Annotated in this window: 15 protein-coding genes; 10 read left to right on the top strand and 5 right to left on the bottom strand. The window is 53.8% G+C overall.

The features are described from left to right. Nucleotides 1-66: 66 nt before the first annotated feature. From FHS18_RS27620 to FHS18_RS27610, 3 genes are all read left to right on the top strand, one after another. Complete coding sequence (locus FHS18_RS27620; RefSeq protein WP_343060704.1) at nucleotides 67-2559, top strand: WG repeat-containing protein; 2493 nt, start codon at nucleotides 67-69, stop codon at nucleotides 2557-2559. 153 nt (nucleotides 2560-2712) lie between these two features. Then, on the top strand, nucleotides 2713-3801 hold the full coding sequence (locus tag FHS18_RS27615) for a beta-propeller fold lactonase family protein (RefSeq protein WP_183603617.1): 1089 nt from the start codon (nucleotides 2713-2715) through the stop codon (nucleotides 3799-3801). Nucleotides 3802-4037: 236 nt separating this feature from the next. Further along, complete coding sequence (locus FHS18_RS27610; protein ID WP_183603616.1) at nucleotides 4038-4427, top strand: hypothetical protein; 390 nt, start codon at nucleotides 4038-4040, stop codon at nucleotides 4425-4427. Nucleotides 4428-4516: 89 nt separating this feature from the next. On the opposite strand, the gene FHS18_RS27605 is transcribed toward FHS18_RS27610, so the two are convergent. Then, a complete protein-coding gene (locus FHS18_RS27605; RefSeq protein WP_183603615.1) occupies nucleotides 4517-5668 on the bottom strand; it encodes a rhomboid family intramembrane serine protease in 1152 nt (383 codons plus the stop codon). 66 nt (nucleotides 5669-5734) lie between these two features. Further along, on the bottom strand, nucleotides 5735-6685 hold the full coding sequence (locus FHS18_RS27600) for a nucleoside hydrolase (protein WP_183603614.1): 951 nt from the start codon (nucleotides 6683-6685) through the stop codon (nucleotides 5735-5737). Between the two features lie 179 nt (nucleotides 6686-6864). On the opposite strand from FHS18_RS27600, the gene FHS18_RS27595 reads away from it, so the two are divergent. After that, nucleotides 6865-8661, top strand: a complete 1797-nt coding sequence (locus FHS18_RS27595) for a DUF3658 domain-containing protein (RefSeq protein WP_183603613.1) — start codon at nucleotides 6865-6867, stop codon at nucleotides 8659-8661. Between the two features lie 95 nt (nucleotides 8662-8756). On the opposite strand, the gene FHS18_RS27590 is transcribed toward FHS18_RS27595, so the two are convergent. Then, nucleotides 8757-8924 carry a hypothetical protein gene (locus FHS18_RS27590; protein ID WP_183603612.1) on the bottom strand — a complete coding sequence of 56 codons (168 nt, stop codon included), beginning with the start codon at nucleotides 8922-8924 and terminating at the stop codon, nucleotides 8757-8759. Nucleotides 8925-9038: 114 nt separating this feature from the next. Here FHS18_RS27590 and FHS18_RS27585 point away from each other — a divergent pair, with 114 nt between their 5' ends. From FHS18_RS27585 to modA, 5 genes are all read left to right on the top strand, one after another. Continuing rightward, complete coding sequence (locus FHS18_RS27585; protein WP_183603611.1) at nucleotides 9039-11078, top strand: glycoside hydrolase family 15 protein; 2040 nt, start codon at nucleotides 9039-9041, stop codon at nucleotides 11076-11078. Between the two features lie 22 nt (nucleotides 11079-11100). Next, nucleotides 11101-12273, top strand: a complete 1173-nt coding sequence (locus FHS18_RS27580) for a glucose 1-dehydrogenase (RefSeq protein ID WP_183603610.1) — start codon at nucleotides 11101-11103, stop codon at nucleotides 12271-12273. A 134-nt stretch (nucleotides 12274-12407) separates the two neighbouring features. Continuing rightward, a complete protein-coding gene (locus tag FHS18_RS27575) occupies nucleotides 12408-13295 on the top strand; it encodes a GNAT family N-acetyltransferase (protein ID WP_183603609.1) in 888 nt (295 codons plus the stop codon). Nucleotides 13296-13359: 64 nt separating this feature from the next. Continuing rightward, on the top strand, nucleotides 13360-13836 hold the full coding sequence (locus FHS18_RS27570; RefSeq protein WP_246427945.1) for a CcdC protein domain-containing protein: 477 nt from the start codon (nucleotides 13360-13362) through the stop codon (nucleotides 13834-13836). 150 nt (nucleotides 13837-13986) lie between these two features. Then, entirely contained in the window at nucleotides 13987-14787 is an 801-nt protein-coding gene (gene modA / locus FHS18_RS27565; RefSeq protein WP_183603607.1) for a molybdate ABC transporter substrate-binding protein, read from the top strand. Between the two features lie 227 nt (nucleotides 14788-15014). Here the strand turns inward: modA and FHS18_RS27560 are convergent, their stop codons facing one another. Together FHS18_RS27560 and ald are read right to left on the bottom strand one after the other, a co-directional pair. After that, entirely contained in the window at nucleotides 15015-15272 is a 258-nt protein-coding gene (locus FHS18_RS27560; RefSeq protein ID WP_183603606.1) for a DUF2533 family protein, read from the bottom strand. 56 nt (nucleotides 15273-15328) lie between these two features. Then, on the bottom strand, nucleotides 15329-16459 hold the full coding sequence (gene ald / locus FHS18_RS27555; RefSeq protein WP_183603605.1) for an alanine dehydrogenase: 1131 nt from the start codon (nucleotides 16457-16459) through the stop codon (nucleotides 15329-15331). A 256-nt stretch (nucleotides 16460-16715) separates the two neighbouring features. Here ald and FHS18_RS27550 point away from each other — a divergent pair, with 256 nt between their 5' ends. After that, nucleotides 16716-18335 (top strand): PucR family transcriptional regulator, encoded by a 1620-nt coding sequence (locus tag FHS18_RS27550; RefSeq protein WP_183603604.1) that lies wholly within the window; start codon nucleotides 16716-16718, stop codon nucleotides 18333-18335. Nucleotides 18336-18371 lie beyond the last annotated feature (36 nt).

Below are 18371 nucleotides of genomic sequence, written 5' to 3'. Positions count from 1 at the left end.
ATTAGGCGAAGCAGCGCTATACCTTGCGAGTCGCACGATCCGCAAGCGATGGGAGGCGTGAAACGGATGCGTATGAATGCAATCGAAGCTCATCTTGTACAAATCGTTACCCGCTATTTGCCACAGGGAGCCGTTATTGTGACGATTGATCGTCCAGCTCCCCACCCGGCAGTCATCTCGGTCGACCTCAACGGTGACCGGGCGCCTGAGATCGCGGTTGTCTATAAGTATGACGATTCCCTATACTTACTCGTGCTGCGCGGTACGCCAAGCGGCTGGGAGGCCGTGCTGAATGAGAAGGGGCCAGGCTTCGGCGTTACCCTGCTGACTTCGGCTCCGATTACCGGGGCTGGACATAACAACCTGCTCGTCGGCTGGCAGCTCGGCGCAGTATGGTCGCAGCTGGGCGTATATGAGTGGCGGCCGAACGAGCTTGTGAATGTCGTGCAAGAGCCGCTCACCTACAGCTATATTGAAGTATTGGATCTACATGGGCCATCGGGTCCGGATGGCAAAGCCGAACTCGCCATCTGGGTACACGATACGGGTGAAGCTTACCGCGTCGAGGTGCTGCGTTACGACAACGGGCAGTTCGTGCCGGCGCATGATCTGTACCGGCTGTACTTCTTGAAAGTCGTCGCCTATTACGAAAGCATGGTGCGCCAGCATCCCGACTATACGTTTTATTGGTACTACCTTGCCGATGCGCAGTTCAAGGCAGGACTGTATCCGCAAGCGCTTCAAACGGTGCGCAAAGCCCAGCAGTTCACTTCGCCGTACCCGTCCAAAGAGGAGCTGCAGCAACTGGAGAAAGCGATTCTCAAAGCATGGAAGGGCGAGGATCTGACCCGGCTGTCAGGTTTGTTCCCGGCCGCGGTACGTACGGCTTCCGCCACCCAATGGGGATATATCGATCGCAACGGCAACATGTCGATTCAACCCCGTTTCACAATGGCAAACAGCTTCCAGGACAACGGACTAGCCGTTGTCCAGACGGAAGGGGGAGCGGGCCTGATCAACACGGCAGGCAAATTCGTCGTGCAGCCGATCTACGATTCGATTACCGGTTTCTCCGAAGGGCGCTCGTCAGTCATCGACAAGGAAGGATTCAAGGTAATCGACGAGGCCGGTCATGTGCTCACGACTAAGGCGTACAGCTACATCGGCACCTATCATGACGGTCGGGCAATGTTCAATTCTACTGAACCTGACGGCAACAGCAAATACGGCTATTTGGACCTGAGCGGCAACGAAGCGATTCCCGCCACCTTTATGTCCGCGAGCGATTTTAGCCATAACAAGGCGGTCGTTCAGGTGAAGGAGAATGAATATGCTTTGATTCGACCTAATGGCAGCCGCATCGCAACGTATGCATATCCTTACGTAAGTTCGCTGGGAGATGGCTTGTTGGCCTTCCAACAGGAAGCGGGAGGCAAGTACGGCTATATCAACGAGGCGGGCAAAGTGGTCATTCCGCCTGCGTATTCGATGGCAGGTCCATTCGAGGGCGGCCGGGCGGTCGTGAATACATCGGATGACTTCAAGTCGAATTATGGCCTCATCGACAAGAAGGGGATCTTCATCGTGAAGCCGACCTACAACGAGATCCGGCAGTTAGGCGAGCAGCGGCTGGCGCTCGGGCGGGCCATTGATGAGCAAGAGCCGTTCAAGGGTTCTCGCTTCGCCATCGCCGATAACAAAGGCGAGCGGCTGTCCGATTTCCTCTATTACGACGTGTCGGACTTCAAGAATGGTCTCGCGGCCGTCTATGATAAGACGCAGACTTACTTCATCGATCGCAGCGGCAACGCGGCATCCGGCTATCCGCGGGTAGACGGAAGCGGAACGCTTACCATCGAAGACGGACTAATTGCGGCGAACGTCGATCAACGCTTATCCTATTTGAAGCGTGACGGGCAAGTCGTCTGGAAACCGAACGCCGTCATCCCGCTGCATGAGCCGTATCGCGTTCGGGAAGTGAAGTATAAGCCGAATAAGGACTATCTGGTCTATTATCCGCAGGTTGAAGGGATGAAGCGCGCGGCGGAGCAGCAGAAATTGAATGCGAGACTGAAGACGCTGTCCCAGGTGAAGCCCGTTCCATCCGAGAAGCAGCTGGACGCCTCCTACTCCGGCGATTTCGAGGTCTCCTTCTTCAAGAAGGATTTGCTGCAGCTGCAGCTGACCGGCTACAATTATCCGTTCGGGGCCGCGCACGGGATGCCGACCATGATCTACGTACCGATCAATTTGACGACCGGCGATATCTATACCCTTAGCGATCTGTTCAAGCCAGGCAGCGACTATGTCAAAGTGCTCAGCGACATTGTCGGTCAACAGATCAAGGAAGATCCTAAGTACGATTATGTGTTCCCTGACACCTATAAAGGGATCGCGGCCGACCAGCCGTTCTTCGTGTCGGCGAATGCCCTGCATCTGTACTTCGCGCCATACGAAATCGGACCCTATGCGGCAGGTTTCCCGACCTTCAACATTCCGTTCTCGCAGTTGCAATCGATTCTGAATACCGAGGGCGCTTTCTGGCGCTCCTTTCATTAACCGGTTCGCGGGTCCGATCCGTTGTGTACAGCTCACCCTCTTGCCTCATATGGTAAGGGGGTATTTGCTTGTCCGCGCTGAAGATGCTACGATTAGTACAATTTGACTTGGACTGGCGTGAATGCCAGATCGTATGCAGGAGGGGAAACAACGGTGTCCGTTAATCAGAAATTGCTCGTATTCGCAGGCTCTTATGCCGAAACAGAGGACCATAGCATTTATTCGTTCGTCATGAATGAAGCGTCTGGGGAGTTAACCCAGCTGGATCAAGTATCGGGATTCAAGAACCCGACTTTCCTTAATGTCGATGCGGAACAAAGAAGGCTGTATGCCATCTCCGAAGCGACGACGGCCGAAGGCAAGAAAGCCGGCGAAGCCGCATCGTTCGCTTTTGACCCGATCAGCGGCTCAATCAAGCTGCTGAACCGGGCATTGACCGTATCCGGACCAACCTGCCATATTCAGCGGGACGACCAGAAGCCGTATCTGATCGTCGTCAGCTATCATGGCGGCATGGCAGGGCTGCTGGAGATAACGGATAACGGCGAGATCGGGCAGCTGCTCGACACGCAGCAGCACGAAGGCAAAGGCGCGCATCCGGAGCGTCAGGATCGTCCGCATCCGCATTCGACGTTCTTCAGCCCGGACGGCCGCTTCGTTCTCATTCAGGATCTGGGTCTCGATAAAATCTTCATCTATGCGATTGACCGGGAGAACGGCAAGCTGAACCTGCACGGCACGACCAACACGCATCCCGGGGCAGGCCCTCGCCATCTGGCATTCCATCCGAATGGCAACTATGCGTTCGTCATTAACGAAGTCGATTCTTCGATCACGTCGTATGCGTGGAATCAGCAAGAAGGAACGCTGACAAGCATCGAGACGGTCCCGACGCTGCCGGCAGGCGGATTCGCAGGAGAGAATACGACAGCGGAGATCGCCGTATCGAACGACGGGCGTTTCTTGTATGGCTCGAATCGCGGGCATGACAGCATCGTCGTCCACGCAATCGATCCGGAGAGCGGCAGACTGACGCTCGTACAGCATGAATCGACGCAAGGCGGACACCCGCGGCATTTTGCGATGACACCGAACGGACAATACTTGCTGTGCGCCAATCGCGACGGCAACAATATCGTGACGTTCCGAGTAGACCAAGAGAGCGGACGCATCAGCCCAACAGGCAACAGCATCACCGTCTCCAAGCCTGTGTGCGTGCAGCCGGTATATGTCAACGTCTAAATAGTGCGCCTTTATAGAAACACTTGTTTTATAAGCCTTCATGACATGACAACATGTTTTGAAGGCTTTTGTCATATTCCTGTAATAATAAGGGAAAAATATGACATGGACATTACAATCAACTGGGAAATATGTCATGTTAGTTGACACATCAGACAGAATGCTTTATTGTTAAAAGAACAGCTGCTGTAGAATCTTCCAAGATTTAATTGAAAATACAAATTGAGGTGAAGAATATGCATGATAACATGCTAGTATTGAACGAAATGGTAGAAAGAGCGAATGGGTTTACGCGCGTAATCTCGGAACTATTCCATACGAAGCCAGCCGGCTCGTGGCGGACCGACCGACGTTTCAAACAGGAGTTCGCTGAAGTATTGACAATTGCCGAACAGCTTCGTGCAGTCGAGGATGCGGATTATTCGATGTATGGCTTCCGCGTTCAATCGTTGATCAGTGAATTTATGGAGACGGATCTGTTGTATCATGAGAAGATCGTTCATCTTCGCGAGGTTCGCAATCAAGACGAGCTGCTTCAACTTGCTATGCTGCGTTCGAAGGAAGCTTATGCACACATTCTGATGAATAAGGAAGCAGATCGCAATGACCTGCGCAAATCGATCTAATATGCCTACAACTGAAGATCAAATGTGAAACGGACAACCTTTCCCCAACAGAGGAACAAGGTTGTCCGTTTCGTTTGCGTATGAGGCGATTACGACGCTGAAGATTTCGTTCTGCCATTGGTTAACAAGGCGAACAAGTAGGCAAAAAGAAATCCGCCCGCTAACCCGCCGAAATGGGCATAGTTGTCGATCCCAGGCACGACGAATCCGAGTATGACGTTCATCAATAGACCGCTATAGATCGAGAACCCCATGGTCTCTCCCCAGGTGTCAGGCTCTTTCATCGACAGATACAAGAGCGCCCCCATCAGACCGAAGATTGCCCCCGATGCCCCTGCCGATATGGAAGGGGAGAATAGATAGCTGGCCACATTGCCGGTGAACCCGCTGAACAGGTAAAGGAACAAGAAGGTGACAGGGCCGATGACGCGTTCGATCCTGCCGCCGAGCGATAACAGCGCGACGGTGTTGAACCAGAGATGAAGACCGCCGATATGCAGGAAGATCGGCGTGATCAGCCGCCAATACTGTCCTTCGTTAATCAGAGGTCCGTATTTGGCCCCGAAATCGATAAGCGTACGCGTACTCGTCGATCCCCCGTAATAGGTCATAAGCAGCCAGACGATCACATTGATCACGGTAAAAGCAATCGTGAGCGGCGCTCCGCGCTTGCGGCCGGCTTCCTCGAAATCCTTCACCCGGTCATGCTGTACGTGCAACATCTCATGGTGCCATTGATTGATGACATCGTACAAGCGGTGCTCGTCATAGGGAACCGGCTCGTTCTTAGCGGTGAATTGCTCGATCGCTTCGAGGCCGGGGATGAGCACTTTGGGAACCGTAACTTCATGCTCAATCAAATCGATGAGTCCGGCTTCGACCCGGTGGCGATCGGTCAGTGTAGCCAGCTGCAGCGATTTGAGCTGTTCGCCGGTCATTTGCTTGCCTGCATCGGTGCGGATGTACAGATGAATCATGCGATGGATGACGGCAGGGCGGCGCAAGCCGACCATTTTCATCCAGTCCATCGAATGCTCCAGCTGTTCGCGGATAATCTCCTCTTGATTCGCGGGAGAAGAACCATATATTAACGGCATTAAATACAAATAGGTGACACGAATTCCGTCCCGCCGCTTCAAAGTCAGCATGCCCTCGTCATTATCCATCAAGCTATAGCGGTGATGGTGAACAAGTTCGCGTGCTATAGTCCAGATCGCATAATTCAGCTCATGAACGTTCACGGGCGTAACACCTTTCCAGTCAGAATGGTTGTAGTATTCGCCGAACGGGCGGATTCATGAAGGTAATTAATAGCGTTTCGGTGCCGATTCGCGCGCTAAGCCTGTGATGTAGCTCCAGAAGCCTTCGGCATCGAGATCGTAGACCAGATTGACAGGTCTGCCGTCTTCCTTCACGATTGTGCGTCCCTGACTGATGCCATCCGGAATGACTTCGCAATGGACAAGCTTCTTGGTTACCAGTTCAGGCTTGCCGACGGAAGCGGTCGTGAGCACGTCCCACAAATAGTAGGTCGAATTCGTCTCCATGTAGACGAGTGGCGGACAGCAGGCATAAGATTGGCCGAGGAAATCGATGCCTTCATAATTGCGTTCGGCAGCCCAACGGTTACGGACGGCCAGCGTAAGCGGCACTTTGTTCGTGCTCTCCAGCGCTACCAAGTCGACTTCAATTTGGCTCTTGAATACGCGGTCTGCCGCTTCAGGGTCCCAGAATACGTTCCACTCCGCGGATCCGTCATGCTCGGGCTCCTGTACATTTCCCTTCTCGAAGGTGCCGCCCATCCACACCAGCTTCTCGATCTTGGCTTCAATGTCGGGCGCTTCATCCAGCGCGCGGGCCAGATCGGTCAGCGGACCCGTGAACAGCAGCGTCGTCGGGGATTGTTGCGCGCGGATCGCCTGAATCATATGCTGGTGAGCCGGCAGCGGCGAGAGCGGTGCTTCCATCGTACCGGACTCGTTCAGGATGGGCAGCGCGTCCACGAAAAAGGTATGCATCCGCCATGCGGCAGGGAACGGATTTTTGCCGCGGGAGTTGGATTTGGCGACTTCGACGGTATATTTGCCGAAGCGGTCGATGATTTTGCGGCTGGCATCCGCGCCGGGCTCCAGATAGCCGTCAGCCGGGATTACGGAAACGCCTGTCAGGTGTATGTTGTCCATCTGCAGCAGTAGAAATAAGGATACGAGATCGTCCACGCCTGCGTCATGATTAAAGTATACGTTCTTGGTCGTCATAGAAATTCGTCATCTCCGATCTAAGGTTGCTAAGGTAAACCATGCACTATCTATTATGACCGAATCCCGCGATAAGCGTAAATAGCCTTGGACAATCATTCAAGGCAGTTCGGTGAAGCTTGCCTTGCAGCCCGTAATACGCAATACTGTTATAGCTAAGGGCAAGAGGAGGTATGGGCATGGTATTAAAAGCGGAAGAACAAATCCAGCTGACGCGAGCGTTCGTTCGCAAGGCGATGGAGGCAGACTCCAGCGGCCATGATTGGTGGCATATTGAACGTGTTACGAGAAGCGCAAAACTGCTGGCCGAGCTTGAAGGCGCCGATCCGTTTACGTGCGAGATGGCGGCTCTGCTTCACGATATAGCGGATGAGAAGCTTAATCCGAGCAAGGAAGAAGGGCTCAAGCGAGTCGTTGATTGGCTGTCCGAGATTGGCGTGTCGTCCGAGGCAAGCGAACATATCCTCTTGATCATCTCGACGATGTCATACAGCGGGGGAGGCGGCGCGCCAATGGAGACATTGGAAGGATGCGTGGTGCAGGACGCTGACCGTCTGGATGCGATCGGCGCGATCGCTTCCGCTCGCACATTCGCCTATTCGGGCTGGAAGGGGCAAGCGATGTATGACCCCGACATTCGCCCTCGTGCCAGCTTTACCAAAGAACAGTACCGCAATGAGAAAAGTACGGCGATCAACCATTTTTTCGAGAAGCTGCTGAAGCTGAAAAGCTTGATGAATACCGATGCGGCCAAATCGCTCTCGGAGCAGCGGCATGCATGGATGGAACGGTTCGTCTCCGACTTCGACGCCGAGTGGGAGCTGGGAAACCCCAATTATCTGGAAGAATCCGCATATAAAGAACGAATGGGGAACCGTATACATATTGTGTTCAACGACAGTGCCGCACATAGCTTAAGACAGGTGATCAAGGATGAGAGGGTTGTGTCGCTATGCGACAACCAGACGATCGGCCCGCTGCAATCCACGCATAATCCTGCCAGCTTGAAAATCCGCGAGTATTGGATGGACGCGCATCTGCTAGGCGGCCGTCACGACCATATGCGTGAGCGGCTGCTCCTAGACGCCATTGCGTGGCGTTCCTGGCCGCAGCGGCTTGGCGGAAGTGAAGTCGTCGTCTGGGCAGGTGATAGCGTCTTCGAGCAGATCAATCTTAGACGTCTGATGGAAGAAATTCCGGATTCGGCTGCCGTTTCGGTCGTGAGAACGACGAAGCTGTACGAGCAGCGGACGATGGGGGCGATTCGTTACGCGCATACTGGGGAGATGTCTCCGGATCATCTGAGGGAGTTAAGGGCTGAAGCGAAGCCGCTTACGCAGGCGATGCGCAACCGTTATGCCAAAGAGTGGAAGCAACTTGTAACAGCAGATGGAATGCTTCGTATATGGACTGGCGAAGAATTAAGAACGGTTCCGGTGGACCATTGGGATGAAGCGATTCTGGAAACGATCGAGCAAGTTCGCCGGCCTGGGGCCAAGTTCGTTCCCGTGAGTCAAGTTGCCGGTCGCATGTTCAGCCATCAGGAACAACGAATCGATGAGCGTTTCATTTACTATCGCATTCAGGCATTGATCGATCAAGGCAAGCTCGTCGTGGAAGAAGAGAAAGCGTCTATTCTTGAGCAACAGGTCCGCTTAGCCGTAGAAATGGCGAATACGAAGGAGCAGGCAATCGCCGATGTTAAGCAATGGGCAGCGGAGTCGCTCCCGGCATTAGAGCGGCTGCTGAATCAGCTTGAAGACCTGGAAGCACGGGAAACGTCCGCAATCGGGCAGCTCAATCCTTTGTTGGCCGAATTCCAACACCATATCGGCGAGAGCGGCAACGGTCTATTCAATACGCTCGTTGACGAGTACATAGAAGGTCAGCAAGCCCAGTTTGAGCGCCGCAAGCGACTGGCAGCCATCGTATCTAGTTTTGTGCAGACAGGCGAAGATCAGTCTACCCGTGAATAGAAACCGAACAGCCGCCCGCTGAGGCGGCTGTTCGGCATAGCATCCAAACTTCGAATATGCAACAGGATGTCGTCACACCCAGAAGGAGGAGTCGATTACTCTTCTTCCTTCGTCACGTATTGATCTTGATCGCTACCCCAGATGAAATCGACGGAATAATCCAATCCACCGCTCGTTACATTCGCCTGCGCGGCATTAGCTGCCCCTGCAGACTGCTCCTGCTGTTGTTCCTGCTCATTCCCAAGATTCGGTTGATCCACCATACTAACCCTCCTTTGCTGCCCGTATTATGACCTGCCTTCCGCCTCGTTATTCCGCATCGTTGTTCCGGCATTGGGGCAACTTACAAGCAAATAAACGCGATAAGGTGGTTGACGATGCCAAGAGATCTTCCGATCGGAAACGGGAATCTACTGATCAATTACGATGCCCGCTACAATCTGCGAGAAATTTATTATCCTTATGTCGGGTTGGAGAATCACACGCTTGGCAATTGCTGCCGGTTCGGCGTATGGACGCCGGAAGGTTTCAGTTGGCTGGACGATCCCGCTATGAAGACCGAAGCGCTCTATCAAGAGGATACGTTAGTCACGAAGGCGATAAGCAGGCACGATCGGCTAGGATTCGAGCTGATCATCGAGGATGCGGTGGACGCGCATACCGATTGCATGATCCGGAAGGTGACCGTTCGTAATTTGCTCCCGCAATCGCGCGAATTTAGGCTGTATTTTCATCTGGATCTCGAGATCTACGGGTCTGCCATCGGCGATACGGCCTACTTCGATCCGGATCTGCACTCCCTCGTATTCTACAAGCGCAACCGCTATTTCTCCCTATCCTGCCAGCCAGAAGGGGCGGAAGGGCCGGACCCGAGCAGCTTCACGACAGGGAAAAAACGGTCGAGCGGCATGGAAGGTACGTGGAAGGATGCGGAGGACGGTCAGCTCGGCCGCAATCCGATCACCCAAGGATCCGTCGACGGGACGATAGAGATGACGCTGCATGCCTCCGGCAGCCAAGAAGCAGTCGGCTGGTTCTGGATCGGTCTTGCCAAATCCGAGAAGGAGCTGAGGCGCAGAGAGCGGGAGATACGCTCGGAGTCGGCTTCCCGCATGCTGGAGCGGACGATGGCCTACTGGAGGGAATGGGTTCAGCAGGATCAGCATGACCTGAGCGAGCTTGATCCGAAACTTGCGTCGCTCTATAAACGAAGTCTGCTCATTATCCGGACGCACTTTGACAATCGAGGCGCGATTACGGCTGCGAACGACTCGGATATCCTGAAATTCGCGCGCGATTCGTACTCCTATATGTGGCCGCGAGACGGGGCGCTCATTGCCCATGCCTTGGACCGTAGCGGGTATAGCGACCTCACCTCGCGTTTCGTGGCCTTTTGCGAGAAGGCACTGACGGAAGACGGTTATATGATGCACAAATACAATCCGGACGGCTCGCCGGGCTCCAGCTGGCATCCGTGGATCAATGAACATGACGAGAAGCAGTTCCCGATCCAAGAGGACGAGACGTCGCTCGTGCTTTATTCGATGTGGCATCATTACCAGATGGCCGGGACGCTCTCGGAATCGAAGAAAACGTACGAGGAATTCGTTATTCCGGCGGCGGACTTCCTCATTCGCTACCGCGGGGCTACCGGACTCCCGCTGCCTTCCTACGATCTGTGGGAGGAACGCTACGGCGTTCATGCCTTCACGGTCGCTACGGTCTATGCGGGCTTGCTCGCCGCTTCGAATTTCGCCAAGTTCCACGGGGACAGCGTAAGGACGATCTACTATCGGGATACGGCGGCGTCCGTGAAGAAAGCGGTCGAGGAGCAAATGTATTCCAAGGAGCTAGGGCGTTTCTTGCGCGCGCTGTATTGGAACTCGGAGAAGGCTTCCTTCGAACCCGATTTGAAGCTGGACGCAAGCATGTACGGCCTGCACGACTTCGGTATGTTCCAGCCCGACGATCCGCGGATCGTCAAGATGATGCAGGATATGTATCTGGCGCTGTCGGTTAAGACCGAGGTTGGCGGATTGGCGCGTTACGAGAACGACTATTATCATCAGATCAGTCAGGACATTCAACGAATTCCCGGCAATCCGTGGATCATCTGCTCGCTCTGGTACGCGGAATGGCAGCTGGCAACGGCGAAGAGTGAAGACGATCTGAAGCCTGCGCTCCAATGGTTATATTGGGCCCATGGGCATGCGCTCCCTTCGGGCGTCATGGCTGAGCAGGTTCACCCGACTACGGGAGACCCGCTGTCCGTATCGCCGCTTGCCTGGTCGCATGCAACCTATGTGAAGGTCGTGCAGGAATATATCGCCAGAAGCAAAGAGATACACGGCGAACAGGGCGATAAGCGGAAGACGGATGTATCCGACGAACAAATCCTGACGGCTGCCGTGCATTAAGCTGGCAAAGGAGTTGACGCTAATGAAAGCTGTGAAGATTACCGGGATGAACGGCGACGGGAATGGCAAAGGGAAATCCGTCGTCGTTACCGAGCAGGAGCGCCCGACCATACGTCAGCCGAACGAGGTGTTGGCGAAAGTGCTGTGCGTCGGCCTGGACGGGACCGACCGCGAGCTGATTAACGGACCGTACGGCACGCCTCCCGCGGGCGAGACGGAATTGATTTTCGGCCATGAGGCGCTTGGCGTCGTCGTGGAGACCGGGAGCGAAGTCGGACTTAAGAAGGGCGATCTCGTCTCGATCGTCGTTCGTCGAGCCTGCCATGAGCCTGCATGCGTCAATTGCCGCAATGGCCGGAGCGATTATTGCCAGAGCGGCGCATATACCGAACGGGGCATCAAAGGCGCTCACGGCTATCTGACGGAATATATCGTGGACGAGGAACGGTTCTTCATCAAGATTCCGACGGAATGCCGCGATTACGGGATGTTGGCTGAACCACAGAGCATTGTCGAGAAAGTATGGGACGAAGTGCAGCATATTCAGCAGCGCCTCATCTGGCAGCCGAAGGAAGCGCTGGTACTCGGCTCCGGGCCGCTGGGATTGCTCGCGGCGCTCACCTCGCGTTGCTTGGACCTTAATGTGCATGTGTGGTCCATGTCCGCGCCGGATAGTCCGGAAGCGCAGCTGATCGAGCGGATCGGCGGCGTCTACCATCAGGCAGGCAAGGGGGATGGCAGCCAGACGCTATCCGACTATGTGAAGCAATTAGGCCTCACCGTCGATTTGATCTGGGAATGCACCGGGTACAGTCCGCTCGTATTCGAAGCGATCGATGTGCTGGGCCCCAATGGCGTATTGGCCATGCTCGGCTTGTCCGCCGGCGGTCGTAAGACAGAGCTTGCGACCGACCATCTGAACATGGAGATGGTGCTAGAGAACAAATGCGTCGTCGGTTCCGTGAATGCGGCACGCAAACATTTTGAGACCGGTATCTACCGGCTGCAGCAGATGAACGAGAAGTTCCCGGGAATCTTCAGCCAGCTGTTAACCAAACGGCTGGCGATCGAGGACGTGCCGACCTTCCGATTCGAAGAGGCCGGTATCAAAGCGGTCGTCGACCTTGTCCCGCCGTCCATGTGGGAGCGGGAAGCGAACAACCATCAAGCGGTCGAGTACAGTTTCTCGGTATAACAGAATGAAGATTGCCTATGCCGTACAGCGCGCTGTGCGGCTTTTTTGTTAACAATCGTTGAATATGAGGTGATAAAAACGGTCTGCATCTTGTATAGTAGGGACAGGACCTAAAGACAGGGAGGGCAAGTCAGATGGAGTTTCGATCCTTACATAGCTATTCGCTCGAGGACGTCGTTGCCTTATGGAACGAAGGCTTCAAAGGATATTTCGTAGACTTGACGATGACGCCGGATGCCTTCGTGAGACGCTTGGCAGGCGATCAGTTGTCCTTGAAGCACTCATTTGCGCTCGTGAAAGACGGAGAGCCGATCGGGTTTGTGCTGAATGGTTTGCGCCGGATCGACGGGAAGCTGGTGGCCTGGAACGGCGGGACGGCGGTCATTCCTGAATACCGATTGCAAGGAATAGGCAAGCTGTTAATGGAAGAAGCGCTTAAGCTCTACAAGCGGGAAGGCGTGGAAGAGGCGAGGCTGGAAGCGATCAAAGCCAATGAACCGGCCATATCGTTATATAAGCGATTCGGCTATCGGGTTGTCGATCTGCTCGCATTCTATCGTCATGAAGACACGCTGGCCACGGATGCGTTCCTAACGGAAGAAGCCTCAAAGGCAGCAACTAATTGTAATCTAGTTCAAGGAATCCCGCAGGACGTCCAACGGTTAAGCTTCTACGCTGCTGAGCTGCCGTGGCAGTCCCAATGGTATGCCATCCAGAATGGCCAATCGTACGTTGCCTATGAACAGGGTCAGGCTGTCGGCTATGCGCTCTTCAAACGGCTGTTCGACGAACAAGGACGGCACACGTCGACGCTGCTCTATCAGTGCGTCACTGCACCAGGCTATGTACATGGGAATGATATGAAGGCGCGATTGCTCCAACAAGTCTTCGGCAGTCATGAGCCAATAGCGCGAAGGACGATGAATTGGTCATCGTCGCACCAGGAAGTTGTAGCGCTGTTACAAGAAGCCGGATTCGGTATTCAGACCGAGCAAGTACATATGAAGCTAATCATGGTATAATACATATTAAAGATTATGTTAACTAATGGCATTCAACTACGAACATCAGAAGGAGTCTACATCGATGAATTGGTTTCGCAGACAAGATCGTCCGATTAAGAGAGACGGGATCGGGATACTCGTTCCGGTCCTATTACTTCCGATTCTATTTGCTTTTACGCTCTATCAGCTGCGGCATCTTCCGGACTTGCCGTTCATTCTTCCCGCGATCTGGGAAGTTACCGTCGCGGCGGCGCTTGGGCTCATGTTCGGCACCGTGATGCTCATTCATACCGCCTACGAGAAGCGGGAAGACGGTCATGTATACCCGACCAGGAACAAAAATTTCAAGTACATCCTCATTGCGATCATCGTGATTCGCTTTGCATTAACGGAGTACTTGCGAGATATTGACCAGACCGTGCTCACCGTGCTCGCGATGGTGCTGGCGTTGACGTACGTATGCGTGTGGCGCATCGGCAGCTATATGAAATATAAAGCAGCAACTAAACTCGAGCTCGCTCCGGTCGAGCCCGCCATTGAGGAAGAGCAGTCAGCGTAGATTTCTGCGCTGGCTTTTTTAATGGAATAATTCATGTACAGAATATAACTAAACATCACAAAATATATCTAAATATAAAATAAAGGTATCGTTATTTCTCTCAGCATGCTACTATAGCACATAGAAAAAGATAGAAAGCGGGATGAGGATATGAAGAAACAAACCATACTGGGTTTACTGCTGACCACCGCGATGATTGGACTTGCCGGCTGTTCGACCGGCAGCGACCAAGAGAAGGCAAGCGGCGCTGCCGAGCCCGTCACGCTCATCATCTCTACCGCGGCAAGCTTGCAGGATGCTATGGAGGACATTAAGCTGGCTTACCATGAGGCGCATCCGGAAGTTGAGCTGACCTTAAACTACGGCTCCTCCGGCACGCTGCAAAAGCAGATCGAACAAGGAGCCCCGGCAGATTTATTCTTCTCGGCGGGCACCAGTCAAGTCGATGCCTTGACGGAGCAAGCGCTAGTCGAAGAGAGCACTCCGCTGCTGCGTAACGATCTGGTGCTGATCGTGCCGGCAGATCGTGAACTTGCCGCGGACGACCTGACTATGCTGGAATCGGACGAGATGAAGAAAATCGCCGTCGGACAGCCCGAATCGGTGCCGGCCGGCAAGTACGCGCAGGAGACGCTGCAGAACGTAAAATTGTGGGATAAGCTCCAGCCGAAATTGGTGTTCACGAAGGACGTTCGCCAAGTGCTGACCTATGTAGAAAGCGGCAATACGGATGCCGGCTTCGTCTATCGGACCGATGCGCTCGCGTCGACGAAAGCGAAGATCGTATTGCAGGTGAAGGAGGAGCTGCATCAGCCGATCGAGTATCCGGCCGCGCTGCTCAAAGATTCCGATCATATGGAGGAAGCCAAGCAGCTGTATGATTACCTGCAAAGCAAGGAAGCGCTGGCTATCTTCGAGGAATATGGATTCACGTCGGCTTCAGGTAACTGAGAATAGAGATTCAAAAAAATAGATGTGCATATTGATTAATGACATTAAATATATGAGATGTTTAACGTCATTAACCAATGACTTGATTTACTGAAGAAAATGAAGGAAATGTAGATGGTTCCTGAGTTTTCAATGTCCTCCTCATTTTAATTAATGGCGTTAAATATAGCCTGAAAAAAGAGGAGTTCGCCCTCGCCGACTGGCAGGATGAACTCCTCTTGTTGCCTTTAGATCTTAGCGGCGTATTCGCGCACCATCTCTTCCGTCACGAATACACGTGTAGGAGAGATCCCTTTGCGGGCGTGGGCGTTGATCTGCGCCGTAATCTCGTTTATTTCATTCACGCTGAACGTTTCGCCTGCCTTGCAGAGGCTTGAGCAGCGTTCAATTGCTTGCTCTCTCAGCTCGTCGAGCTCGGCGAAGTGTACGAGATGGCGGTTCTGTGCGGAAACATGTTTGGTTATGGCTTCATGTGCGGATAGCATGGTGGAGCTCCTTCCAGATTGTTTACCGCTTATTATAGCACAGCGGAACAAGCTGCCTAGGCATTAATTTTGCGGCCTGCTGCCGCTTCGCTGACCGACACGTACGCATAGCCTAGCGCTTGGGACACGGCTTCGTACGTTACCGCGCCATTCATGACATTCACGCCGCTTGCGATCGCCGGATTGTTCTGAATCGCCGCAAGAGGCGATTGAGCCAGCTGAAGAGCATAAGGCAGCGTAACGTTGGTCAAACCGATCGTCGATGTGTGCGGAACAGCCCCCGGCATATTCGCGACCGCGTAATGGATGACGCCATGCTTCTCGTAGGTAGGGGCATCGTGCGTTGTAATTCGGTCGATCGTCTCTACGATCCCGCCTTGGTCGATCGCCACATCCACGATAACGGAACCTTGGCGCATCGATTGGACGACCTTCTCGGGCACTAGCGTCGGCGCCTTGGCTCCGGGGATCAGCACCGCGCAGATCAGCAAGTCTGCTTCAGCTACGGCCTGAGCAATATTGCCAGTCGTGGATACAAGCGTCTGAATGCTGCGGCCGAAAATCTCTTCCAGCTGGCGAAGGCGGTTCACGTTCGTATCAAGAATCGTCACGCTAGCTCCGAGCCCAATCGCAATGCTGGCCGCATTCGTCCCGACGACACCGCCGCCGATGATAGCGACCTTGCCGCGCGGCACGCCTGTAATGCCGGAGAGCAGGATGCCTTTGCCGCCGTGCGGACGCTCCAATAATTGGGCGCCAATCTGAACCGCCATTCGGCCGGCGACTTCGCTCATCGGCGTGAGCAGCGGCAAGGTGCCGCCAACTTGGACGGTTTCGTACGCGATGGCCGTTACGCCATTGTCGACCAGTGCTTGCGTAAGTTTGGGGTCAGCTGCCAGATGAAGATAGGTGAACAGGATCAGACCTTCGCGGAACAACGGATATTCGCTTTCGATCGGTTCCTTGACCTTCATAATCATGTCCGCTTGCTGCCACACCTCTTCGGCGGTGGCGATAATCCGAGCGCCTGCCGCCGCATATTCCTCGTTAGTAAAGCCGCTTTCCAGACCGGCGTTGTGCTCGACGGCTACCGTATGTTGATTGCGCACGAACTCCGCTACACCTGCAGGCGTTAAGGCGACGCGGTTCTCATTGTTCTTCATCTCTTTCGGAATCCCGATTCTCATTGTTCATCACCTCGGCGTTTGGTTGCTTTCATCGTACACCTAAGTGAGATAACTTAACATCTTACGAATTGTCTAACGTTTGGCCCAAAAAACGGACGAAATGGATGATGCCTACACTATACATTTTGTATAATGTAAATAAGGTGAAATACGCAGTAGGCGTATATCATTAGACATTATGCAACAGAGCGCAAGGAATGAATTATGTAAGGGTGATGGTATGGATTCGGAATCCGTCTTGCGGATACAAGACTTAATGAAGCGGCCCGTCTTCAAGGAAGCGAAGATGATGGCGGGCAAGAAGGGGATGGACCGGATTGTCAAATGGGTCCATATTCTGGAGATCACGCATGTCGCCCCTTACGTCAGCAAAGATGACCTCATACTATCGACAGGACTGTGGATGAAAGAACAAGGCAGCGCCAGCATTACGTATTTGGAGCAGCTTATTCGGCAGGAAGCTTCGGGCCTCTGCATTGAGCTGGGCACGACGATCGATGCCATCCCGGAGGAGATCGTCGCTTATTGCGAGGCCCATCATTTTCCGCTGATCGTGTTCGATAAACCGGTCCGTTTCGTCAAGATTACGCAGGACATTCACGGCGTATTGATTAATCAGCAGCATCAGCGGCTCAAGAGCCTGGAGCAATTCTCCAGGCTGTTCCAGAAATTGACGCTAGCAACGACGGATATATCGGCTGTGCTGCGCCTGCTGCATGAATTCACGACTCGGCAAGTCGTCTATTACTCGCACGTGGAGACGAACCGATTTTACCCGAAGACGACGCCTGCCCAATCCCACGCGATCACCGCGGTCATCGGCCATCATCTCGATCAGACGGGCAGCCAACTGAACGAACCGGTCACTATTCGGCTGGACGAACAGCAAGATCTAATGCTGCATCCCATTATCTGCTTCGATCAGACGCTCGCTTACATCGGCACTCAACATAATCGGCACCAAGAGGCGACCGACACGTTAGTCGTCATGCTCGATTACGCCGCGCAATCGATCGGCACGATGCTGCTGCGGACGTTATTCAAGGAAGAGAAAATTCAGCGCGATCAGAGCCAGCTGATCCTGGAGCTGATGGAACGGCGGATTCATAGCGAGGAAGAGGCGCTCGCAAGATTGGGACTGCGCGTGAGAGGGAAGGAGACGTATCTGTTCGCATGCGGCGTGCTGGAGCTGCTCTTCGGCGACCCGCAAATCGCTCAGGAGCAGAAGGAGTCCGACTTTCAGGATTTTGTCGTGCTGCTCCGCGCGCTGATCAAGAAGCAAGGACTGTACGGCCTGCTTGCCGCTTCGGGCAATCGGGTATATCTGCTGTTTGCGAAGGATCGCATCAACGACCATTCCTATAAGAACCTCGAGAATGCGCTCGAGCGGCTCAGCGCGGAGTTGAACGATTTTGCCGCCAGTCGTCCGCAGCCGATCGTCTTGCGTACGGGGGTCGGGCGATTCCGAAGCCATCTGTTGGAGTCGGATGTGAGCTATCGGGAGGCTATGCAGGCGATGGAGGTCGCGAGGGATGTACCGGCGATGCAGCAGACGCTGTTCTACGACCGGATGGGGATTTACCAGCTGTTGAAGGCCATTCCGGAGGGTGCATTTTATACGTCATTCATCGATACGCACCTCGGTGTGCTAATCGCTCATGATCGCGACCACAGCTTCCGGCTCATCGAGACGTTAGACGCCTATTTCAAGTGTTCCGGGTCCAAACAGGATACCGCGAACCGTCTATTCATTCATCGTCAGACGCTGTACCACCGACTTGGCAAGCTGAACGAGATCCTCGGCGAAGACTTCTTCCAGCCGCAGCGCCGGATTTGTCTCGAGATGGCCTTATTGATGTATCATGCTTCGCGGTAATCGGATGCTTATAATCGAACAGGGCTAATCCCGCAA

The sequence above is a fragment of the Paenibacillus phyllosphaerae genome (genome assembly GCF_014192105.1).
Taxonomy (GTDB): Bacteria; Bacillota; Bacilli; order Paenibacillales; family Paenibacillaceae; genus Paenibacillus_Z; species Paenibacillus_Z phyllosphaerae.
Note: the sequence above shows the minus strand (reverse complement) of the source record. Positions and strands in the feature narration are given on the sequence as shown.

Coding starts and splice junctions, on each gene's coding strand:
- FHS18_RS27575 (WP_183603609.1), top strand. CDS start 12,408: ATGGAGTTTCGATCCTTACATAGCTATTCGCTCGAGGACGTCGTTGCC.
- FHS18_RS27620 (WP_343060704.1), top strand. CDS start 67: ATGCGTATGAATGCAATCGAAGCTCATCTTGTACAAATCGTTACCCGC.
- FHS18_RS27600 (WP_183603614.1), bottom strand. CDS start 6,685: ATGACGACCAAGAACGTATACTTTAATCATGACGCAGGCGTGGACGAT.
- FHS18_RS27570 (WP_246427945.1), top strand. CDS start 13,360: ATGAATTGGTTTCGCAGACAAGATCGTCCGATTAAGAGAGACGGGATC.
- FHS18_RS27580 (WP_183603610.1), top strand. CDS start 11,101: ATGAAAGCTGTGAAGATTACCGGGATGAACGGCGACGGGAATGGCAAA.
- FHS18_RS27585 (WP_183603611.1), top strand. CDS start 9,039: ATGCCAAGAGATCTTCCGATCGGAAACGGGAATCTACTGATCAATTAC.
- FHS18_RS27610 (WP_183603616.1), top strand. CDS start 4,038: ATGCATGATAACATGCTAGTATTGAACGAAATGGTAGAAAGAGCGAAT.
- FHS18_RS27595 (WP_183603613.1), top strand. CDS start 6,865: ATGGTATTAAAAGCGGAAGAACAAATCCAGCTGACGCGAGCGTTCGTT.
- ald (WP_183603605.1), bottom strand. CDS start 16,459: ATGAGAATCGGGATTCCGAAAGAGATGAAGAACAATGAGAACCGCGTC.
- FHS18_RS27590 (WP_183603612.1), bottom strand. CDS start 8,924: ATGGTGGATCAACCGAATCTTGGGAATGAGCAGGAACAACAGCAGGAG.
- modA (WP_183603607.1), top strand. CDS start 13,987: ATGAAGAAACAAACCATACTGGGTTTACTGCTGACCACCGCGATGATT.
- FHS18_RS27550 (WP_183603604.1), top strand. CDS start 16,716: ATGAAGCGGCCCGTCTTCAAGGAAGCGAAGATGATGGCGGGCAAGAAG.
- FHS18_RS27560 (WP_183603606.1), bottom strand. CDS start 15,272: ATGCTATCCGCACATGAAGCCATAACCAAACATGTTTCCGCACAGAAC.